General features: G+C 44.6%; 5 protein-coding genes. 4 read left to right on the top strand and 1 reads right to left on the bottom strand.

The genetic code is table 11. The features are described 5' to 3' along the window. The first annotated feature begins 40 nt into the window (after positions 1-40). The 4 genes from B9J87_RS05265 (at position 41) to cydC (ending at position 6,803) form a co-directional block, all read left to right on the top strand. Positions 41-2,071, top strand: a complete 2,031-nt coding sequence (locus B9J87_RS05265) for a GGDEF domain-containing protein (RefSeq protein WP_094149645.1) — start codon at positions 41-43, stop codon at positions 2,069-2,071. A gap of 133 nt (positions 2,072-2,204) precedes the next feature. Further along, positions 2,205-3,164: a thioredoxin-disulfide reductase gene (gene trxB, locus B9J87_RS05260; protein ID WP_094149643.1), complete on the top strand. Its 960-nt coding sequence runs from the start codon at positions 2,205-2,207 to the stop codon at positions 3,162-3,164. A 137-nt stretch (positions 3,165-3,301) separates the two neighbouring features. Then, positions 3,302-5,089 (top strand): heme ABC transporter permease/ATP-binding protein CydD, encoded by a 1,788-nt coding sequence (gene cydD / locus B9J87_RS05255; RefSeq protein ID WP_094131765.1) that lies wholly within the window; start codon positions 3,302-3,304, stop codon positions 5,087-5,089. Beyond that, on the top strand, positions 5,082-6,803 hold the full coding sequence (gene cydC / locus B9J87_RS05250) for a heme ABC transporter ATP-binding protein/permease CydC (RefSeq protein ID WP_094149641.1): 1,722 nt from the start codon (positions 5,082-5,084) through the stop codon (positions 6,801-6,803). The genes cydD and cydC overlap by 8 nt, the downstream gene beginning before the upstream one ends. 230 nt (positions 6,804-7,033) lie before the next feature. Here the strand turns inward: cydC and B9J87_RS05245 are convergent, their stop codons facing one another. Next, positions 7,034-8,524, bottom strand: coding sequence for a putative bifunctional diguanylate cyclase/phosphodiesterase (locus B9J87_RS05245; RefSeq protein WP_094149640.1), 1,491 nt, complete (start codon positions 8,522-8,524; stop codon positions 7,034-7,036). Positions 8,525-8,698 lie beyond the last annotated feature (174 nt).

Raw genomic sequence — 8,698 nt, 5'->3', positions numbered from 1 at the left:
AGTTGAAACATCGCTCAACTGATAAGGAGATCCTCAACTCGTGAACTCTAGTATTAAAGTCACACTGTGGACTTTCATCGCATTAGGTTTCAGTGTAATCAATGCCTATGCGGCTATGGATCCTAAAGATAAATTTCTCCAAGCATTGGAGGGAATTGAGCAGATCACCTATTCACTACCGATCAAGGCAAAAGCACAAATTAGTGAACTAGAAGAAGACTACATCATATTGTCACAGCCTTCCGCTCTCGTTGTACGTTACTATTTAGCCAAAGCAACTGTGTATGGGCTACTAGAGGAATATGATAGGAGCTTAGAAGCGGCACAATTAGGATTAAAGCGAACAGAACACACCAACGTTGAAACGCTCACTCTCAAACTAAGAGAGATTCAAGCTTTACGGCACCAAAAAGTCGACGTGTTGCCGAAACTTGACGCACTGTTAGTTGAAGCAGGAAACGATCACAATGCACAAATCGAATCAGAAGTATTACTAGCTAAAAGCCTCTATTACCAAGAGCAAGGCGAGTTTAAAAAATCGTACGCCGCAATAATGACCTCAATTGATACAGCAAAATCCATTGATAACAAAGAGTTAATGGAGAGAATATCTCACGGTCTAGGTCAAATACTGGTTCAGCTACAAGATTTTGATCGTTCACAGCTGTTACTTGAAAATTCCTACAGTTACTTCAAGCAGCGTAAAATGTCCTATAGCCAGTTGGTTAGCTTACTCGACATCTCTAAGTTGCAAGAGTCACGTAATCAAATCACGGCGGCGATCGAAACCTATAAAACAGCACTCAAGCTGGCACAAATACTGGGTGACGGGCGACATCGCTTTCGTATTAACATTGAACTTGCACGGCTTTATCGAGATACCAACAACCGTGATCAAATGCGCTTTTTCTTGAAAAAAGCGGAGGAACTGCAGTACCGAGAAAGCCAACCAGGCTACCTTGCCACTTTTCAGCTATTACAAACACAAGATCTATTGGAACAAAAACGCTACGGTGAAGTGATTGAATTTGTAGAACCACTCATTGCGCATATCAAACAAAGATCAAATCTACTTATTCAACAGATAGAGTTGTTAAAAGTGGCAGCACAGGCTTATGCTGGGCAAAATAACTACAAACAAGCCTATGAAACTTATGATTTTTATCATTTACGTTCGCTCACACTTCGCAATGTTGAACAGATAGAGAACTTACAGAGACAACAAATGTTGTTTGATCTTGAGCGTCTACAATATGAAAATCAGGATCTAAACTGGAACAACGTACTTCAAAAGCTAGAAATTGAAAACCATCAGAAAACGTTTCATCTATTAGGTGAAATCGTCTTTTTCCTTGCCCTTGCATTAATCGGATTATTGGTCATATTTATCTGGGCCAACCGCTCTCGCATCAAAATGGGCATGCTTGCCAAAACGGACACCTTGACTGGCTTGTATAATCGACGCTACATGGAAGAACGATTTGCAAAACATCAATCCAACTCTTACCAAAATAGTAGCGAAGCGCTTATTAAACTCGCACAACGGATTTTGATGTGGCAACAGACTTGGTTCAAAGGTCAATCTTCACCTAAAAAAAACTCCGAACCATTCGATTCAGCGCAATTAGACGAACAGATCCAACATAATGAAGATGCAAAACCGATTAGCCTTATTTTGACCGATATTGATTATTTTAAAGTCATTAATGACACTTATGGTCACGCCTTCGGCGATCAAGTATTAGTGGAAACTGCGGCTATCTTTAAGTCATCGGTACGCTCTTCCGATGTTGTCGCTCGCTACGGTGGGGAAGAGTTTCTCATCTTACTACCCGACACTGACTTAAGCGTCGCTAGCGAAATTGCCGAAACCTTACGCCGAAAAATTGAAGACCACGATTTTGTAACCGAATCACGAGAATCGGTATCCGTCACTTCGAGTTTTGGCGTGTTGAGCGCAACGAATACGGATTTAGATCTCCAAGCATTGTGTGAAGAAGTCGACCAACTGCTTTATGCGGCTAAAGCCAGCGGCCGAAATTGCTTAAAAACACGTTGGCTGACTTATTAGCCAAGTCCCATCATTGCTTAGTTTGGCTATATAACGATTATTTCTAAGCTAGCCCATGTAATCGCTTTAATTGACTCGAGATATTCCCTACAATCGTGTTAAATTTTCGAGCATTTTCGATACTGGAGTCCCCATGAGCAACGTGAAACATTGCAAACTTCTTATTCTTGGTTCTGGCCCGGCTGGTTATACGGCAGCCGTTTACGCAGCTCGCGCTAACCTTAATCCAGTTCTCGTTACCGGTATGCAGCAAGGTGGTCAGTTAACGACCACTACAGAAGTAGAAAACTGGCCAGGAGACGCCGAAGGCCTCACGGGCCCTGCTTTAATGGAGCGAATGAAAGAGCATGCCGAGCGCTTCGAAACCGAGATTGTGTTTGATCATATTAATGAAGTTGATTTTTCACAGCGGCCATTCCGCCTTAAAGGCGATAGTGCAGAATATAGCTGCGATGCTCTGATCATTTCAACAGGTGCATCCGCACGTTACCTAGGTTTAGATTCAGAAGAAGTCTTTAAAGGACGAGGAGTTTCCGCTTGTGCTACTTGCGATGGTTTTTTCTATCGTAACCAAAAAGTTGCAGTAGTGGGCGGCGGCAATACCGCTGTGGAAGAAGCGCTTTATCTATCTAATATTGCGGCACAAGTTCACCTCATCCACCGCCGTGATTCGTTCCGCGCAGAAAAAATACTGATTAACCGTCTGATGGATAAAGTCGCAAGCGGCAATATAGTGCTACACACTGACCGTACCTTAGAGGAAGTCTTAGGTGATGAGACTGGCGTGACGGGTGTTCGTATGAAACACACCCAATCAGAAACTACAGAAGATCTGGACGTGATGGGCGTCTTTATCGCGATTGGTCACAAACCGAATACCGACATGTTTGCTGGTAAGCTAGAGATGAAAGAGGGCTATATCGTGGTTAGATCTGGCCTTGATGGTAATGCAACTCAAACTAGTATTGAAGGTGTGTTTGCTGCTGGTGATGTGATGGATCACAACTATCGCCAAGCGATCACTTCGGCAGGAACAGGTTGTATGGCCGCCTTAGATGCGGAACGTTACCTAGATAGCTTGAACGATAAGTAGGCATGAACGACAAGTAAGCAAATGGTTATTTTCCAGTTTTATAACAAAACCCTACAGCCCGGTGGTATATCCATCGGGCTTTATTTTGTATACTACCGCCCTTCCGTTTACATAATAATTCTCATTAAGCCTTCGAAATGGATAAGAAAAAGCAACGTAGCTTGAATAATTGGCTCAAACAGCAAAGTAAACTGGCAAAACGCTGGTTAATGATTGCTGTTGGCCTTGGCGTATTATCAAGTGTGTTTTTGCTGGCTCAGGCCGCACTCCTCGCCTCCATTCTGCATCAACTGATTATTGAACAAGTTGATAAAGCAGAGCTCATTCCCTATTTTCTTGGTTTGGTGGTGACGATTGCCGCACGTGCCGCGTGCGCATGGGGGCGTGAAATTGCGGGTTTTCGCTGCGGAGAGCAGATCCGCATTTATATCCGTCAGTTAATACTGGATAAAGTTCGCGAGTTGGGCCCTGCTTACATTAAAGGTAAGCCTGCCGGTGCATGGGCAACATTACTGCTTGAACAAGTCGAAAACATGCAGGACTTTTTTGCGCGCTATTTACCGCAGATGTCATTATCTGTGTTGATCCCGTTTATGATTTTGATTGTGGTCTTTCCCGTCAACTGGGCGGCGGGTTTGATTTTCTTAATCACCGCACCCTTAGTGCCGCTGTTTATGGCCTTAGTCGGTATGAAAGCGGCCGATGCTAATCGTAAAAATTTCAAAGCTCTGCAGCGGTTATCTGGTCACTTTTATGATCGCCTGCAGTCGATGACTACAATACGCCTATTCAACCGCACACAAGCCGAAGCCGATCAGCTTAAAGGCGCTTCTGAAGTCTTTCGCACTCGCACAATGGATGTATTGAAAATCGCCTTTCTATCATCAGCAGTGTTAGAATTTTTCACCTCGATATCGATCGCCATCACCGCCGTTTACTTTGGTTTTAGCTTTATTGGCGAGTTGAATTTCGGCTACTACGGTACAGCCGTAACTCTATTTTCCGGCCTATTTATCTTGATCCTTGCGCCTGAGTTTTATCAACCATTACGTGATTTGGGCACCTTTTATCACGCCAAACAACAAGCTGTCGGCGCGGCTGAAAGCATTGTCGAGTTTTTGGAAACAGACATCAGCAAAGTGAAATCAGGATCTATCTCGCTCGACGGTGCACAGCAGATTGACATTGTAGCGCAAGATCTCGAAGTGTTTAGTCCAGAAGGAAAACGCTTGGTCGGCCCAATTTCATTTACGTTAGATAACCATTCAACCACTGCGCTTGTCGGGCCAAGCGGTGCAGGTAAAACCAGCTTAGTAAACGCCATTTTAGGCTTCATGCCTTACCAAGGCAGTTTGAAAATTAATGGTATTGAACTGAGCGATCTTGAGCATACCAGCTGGCGTAAGCAGATCAGTTGGGTTGGGCAAAACCCACTATTGGTGCACGGAACCATCGTTGAGAATATCAGCCTCGGCAAGCATGACATGAGTGACGAAGCGCTTCATTCGGCTTTAGATAATGCCTATGCGGCTGAATTTGTCGACAAACATGGTTTGGATTACGCCATCACCGATCGATCTGGTGGATTATCTGTCGGACAAGCTCAGCGAATTGCACTTGCTCGAGCGCTGCTACAAAACGGCAATTTTTGGCTACTTGATGAACCAACCGCCAGCTTAGATGCCCGCAGCGAACAGTTAGTGATGCAAGGTTTGAACCGCCAAATTCAACACCACACCGCTTTAATCGTGACACACCAATTAGCACCATTAAAATCGGTGCAACAGATTTTGGTGATGCAAAATGGGGCGATAGTTCAAACAGGCGATTACAATACACTCAGCCAGCAAAAGGGGCTGTTTTACGATATGTTACAAGCTAATCAAGCGCTTGATGAAGCCAATAAGGGGAACCTTGATGCGTGATCTCATCCCTTACCTTAAATTGTATAAAAAGCACTGGTTTGGTTTATCTCTCGGTATGCTGCTGGCCTTTTTAACCCTGTTTGCCTCGATTGGTCTACTGACCTTATCCGGCTGGTTTTTATCCGCAGCGGCCATTGCTGGCTTAACCATTGCTCGTGAAACATTTAACTACATGCTACCGGGCGCGTTTGTACGTGGGTTTGCCATGGGACGCACTGCAGGACGTTGGGGTGAGCGTGTTGTCAGCCATAATGCTACATTCAAGCTGCTGACGGATCTGCGTATTTTCTTCTTCCAAAAACTCGCGCCACTGATCCCAGGTCGTGTGTCAAACCTCAGAGACGCTGATTTACTCAACCGTCTAGTGGCAGATATCGATGCTATGGATCACGTCTATTTACGCTTAATCAGCCCAGTAACCGTGGGTGTACTGGGCATTAGTGCGTTAACGGCATTCTTATGTTGGTTTGACCCTGCCGTTGGCTTAACCCTTGGTGCAATTCTTCTGACGCTACTGCTCGTGTGGCCTGTCCTCTTTTATAAACTGGGTCAGCGTAATGGTGCCGAGCTCACCCAGCACAAGGCGGATTTGCGTATTGCAACGCTTGACTGGTTGCAAGGCTACAGTGAACTGACCCTGTTTGGTGCAGAAAACCGTTACCGTGAAGCGATTCTTAGCGCGCAGCAAAAATTGCTGGTCAATCAATTGGCTAACGCTCATTTTTCTGGCCTTGCACAAGCACTGCTCATGCTCGCTAATGGCTGGACGCTTGTGTTAGTGATCTGGCTTGCCGCCGATGGTGTGGCAGGTAATCAACCCGACCCGATGATTGCACTGGTGGCTTTTGCAACTATGGCAAGTTTTGAACTGCTGATGCCGATTGCTGGTGCATTTCAACATTTAGGGCAAACACTCACTTCTGCTCGCCGCCTCAACGATATTATTCTGGCTGAGCCTGAAGTCCAATTTCCTACCGCTTTAACTCAGCACTCAGGTCAATTCGATATTGAATTTTCAGACGTAACCTTTCACTATCCTGACAGCAGCCAAGATGTGTTACGCGGTGTTAATCTCCATATTCCCGCAGGGCATCGCGTTGCGATAGTGGGGCAAACAGGCTCGGGCAAATCAACCTTAATGCAATTGCTGTCACGCTATTGGGATCCACAGCAAGGTAGCGTCTCTATTGCAGGTACCCACTTAACAGCGTGGAATGAGAACGAACTTCGCCAAACCATCAGTGTGGTTAGCCAACGTGTAGATGTACTCAATGGCACGCTGCGAGACAACCTCGCGATGGCCAATCCAAGCGCAAACGATCAACAGTTAGCTCACGCCTTAACGCAAGTCGGTTTACATACTCTATTGGACGATCTAGGTTTGGACGCATGGCTGGGTGACGGCGGCCGTCAGCTATCTGGTGGAGAGAAACGCCGCATCGGTATCGCGCGCGCACTGCTGCATAACGGTTCCATTTTATTACTCGATGAACCCACGGAAGGCTTGGATAAACAAACAGAGCAGCAAATTCTGGCTCTATTTCAACAGCATTTTGCGCATAAAACGGTCCTCTTTATTACTCACCGCTTGGTCGAGTTAGAAACAATGGATGCTATTTGCCTGATTGAACAAGGTGAAATAGTGGAATACGGTAGCCACCAAACGTTATTGGCCAAACAAGGCCGCTATTTCCAACTACAGCAAACCTTGTAGCCATCGTTTGTCATTTGCTCGTTATGAGACTTATCTTTTTTAGGAACACTATGCTGAATTAGGTAACTGAAGCTTGGTATGAAAAATCTTCGCCCTCTTGCTTTGAGAGTCAGTGCATGAGGGTGAAGAAGCGGCCTTGCAAAGAAGCGGCAGTCAACCAAACTAGCTAAATACATACCTCATCAGCTTAATAAGTACTGAGCGTACTACTCATTTTATAGGTGAGATTTTTAATTAATATTCAAAGATAGATGGTTAATAAGATCTTCCACTGGCATTGGGTGTCCTAGGTAGTAGCCCTGCACTTGTTGACAGCCCATTGTCTGCAAAATTTTCAATTGGTTGGCTGTCTCTACGCCTTCTGCCACAATATTGATGTCAAAACTTTGCGCCATAGCAATAATGGCATTCACTATCGTTCTTGAGCGATCATCATGTTCTACTTCAGAGACGAAACTGCGGTCAATTTTGATTTCGTCTACAGTAAGATCTTTGAGCATGGCAAGTGACGTATAACCCGTGCCAAAATCATCGATGGAAAAAGTAATCCCGTTAGATTGCAGATTAGAAATAATTTCAACACTCTTTTTCATATCGGTAAGCGTTGCTGTTTCCGTAATTTCAATGCGTATGAATGAGTTCAAATTCTCATGCTGCTGAATAAATCGCGTGAGTTCATACATCTCATCAGCATTATTGAACTCAGTCGCGGAGACATTAACAGCAACGTGTTTAATTTGTGTCCCCAATATTCCTGAACGCCCCAGCTCCTGTGATACTTTTCCAACCACAAATTTGGAGATAGCGCCCGTCAAGCCATTGTCCTCGGCTAATGGGATAAAAACATCAGGTGGGATAGCGCCTTTAACAGGATGGTTCCAACGAATCAGTACTTCGACACCGTTGACTGTTAATGTTTTTAGGTCATATTTAGGTTGATATACAACCGTTAAGCTATCGTCGTCGATCGCTAAGCGCAGGTCGAGGACCATTTGCCGGCGCTGCATCGCTTTTTCTGTTAATGTTTTGTCATGATACTGAATGGCATTCTTTTGTTTCTTTGCAACATTAAGAGCCTCAGTCGCGGAAACCATCAGTTCTCTGGCGCTGATACCATCGGCTGGGTAAATGGCAACACCTATGCAGCAAGTTGTTTCAATATTGTGTTGCTTGGCCCGATGGGTATACAGACGTTGGACGCTCCGAACATGAGAATCCATATCTACAGCGTCACTCAACTTTACAAAACTGGCAAACTGATCGGCATGTAAGCGCGATACTAATGAGCCGGGCAAAGTCATTTCGTTAATATCGTGAGCTAAATTCTGCAAAAATGCATCTGCACGCTCAAACCCCAGAGTTTCGTTGATACTTTTAAAATCGTCGACATCGAGGTAACAAAGAATAAATCGCTCATTAGACTTTAATTTTTTGATCGTGATATTGAGAGTACGCACAAACATACTAAGACTGTGCAGCCCAGTGAGGCTGTCCATATCATTGGCCTTTTCTAGTAAGCGATTCCCTCTAAGCACCAACATGAGCAAAAGTAAGGCGGTAATAATGACAAACATCAACCCCTTATAGGTTTGAGCGAGAGCGCGCAACTGGGCGTTATCTAGCAATAATTCGACTGTCATATCCGAGAATAATATCCAGAGCACGGCAAATGTTGCGTAGATAAGTGCCACTTTAACGGCTGAGATGCCTGCTCTATCCATGTTTAACTGACTCCAAATGTACCCGCTTATGATCGTAACATTGTAGCATCACTAAAATTTAGTCAACCATACCATACATGCCACATGTAGCCTGTTTCTTCACTCTACTCACTTAAATACCAGAAAATATGAACATAGGGATGTCAATCATGCACAAGTGCTCAATACCAACTC

Source organism: Vibrio sp. V19_P1S1T109 (assembly GCF_002241375.1).
GTDB lineage: Bacteria > Pseudomonadota > Gammaproteobacteria > Enterobacterales > Vibrionaceae > Vibrio > Vibrio anguillarum.
This window is presented reverse-complemented; position numbering and strand designations above follow the sequence as displayed.

What these genes read in the sequence shown, in the direction of transcription:
- trxB (WP_094149643.1), top strand. Translation starts at nt 2,205, where the DNA reads ATGAGCAACGTGAAACATTGCAAACTTCTTATTCTTGGTTCTGGCCCG.
- cydD (WP_094131765.1), top strand. Translation starts at nt 3,302, where the DNA reads ATGGATAAGAAAAAGCAACGTAGCTTGAATAATTGGCTCAAACAGCAA.
- cydC (WP_094149641.1), top strand. Translation starts at nt 5,082, where the DNA reads ATGCGTGATCTCATCCCTTACCTTAAATTGTATAAAAAGCACTGGTTT.
- B9J87_RS05245 (WP_094149640.1), bottom strand. Translation starts at nt 8,524, where the DNA reads ATGGATAGAGCAGGCATCTCAGCCGTTAAAGTGGCACTTATCTACGCA.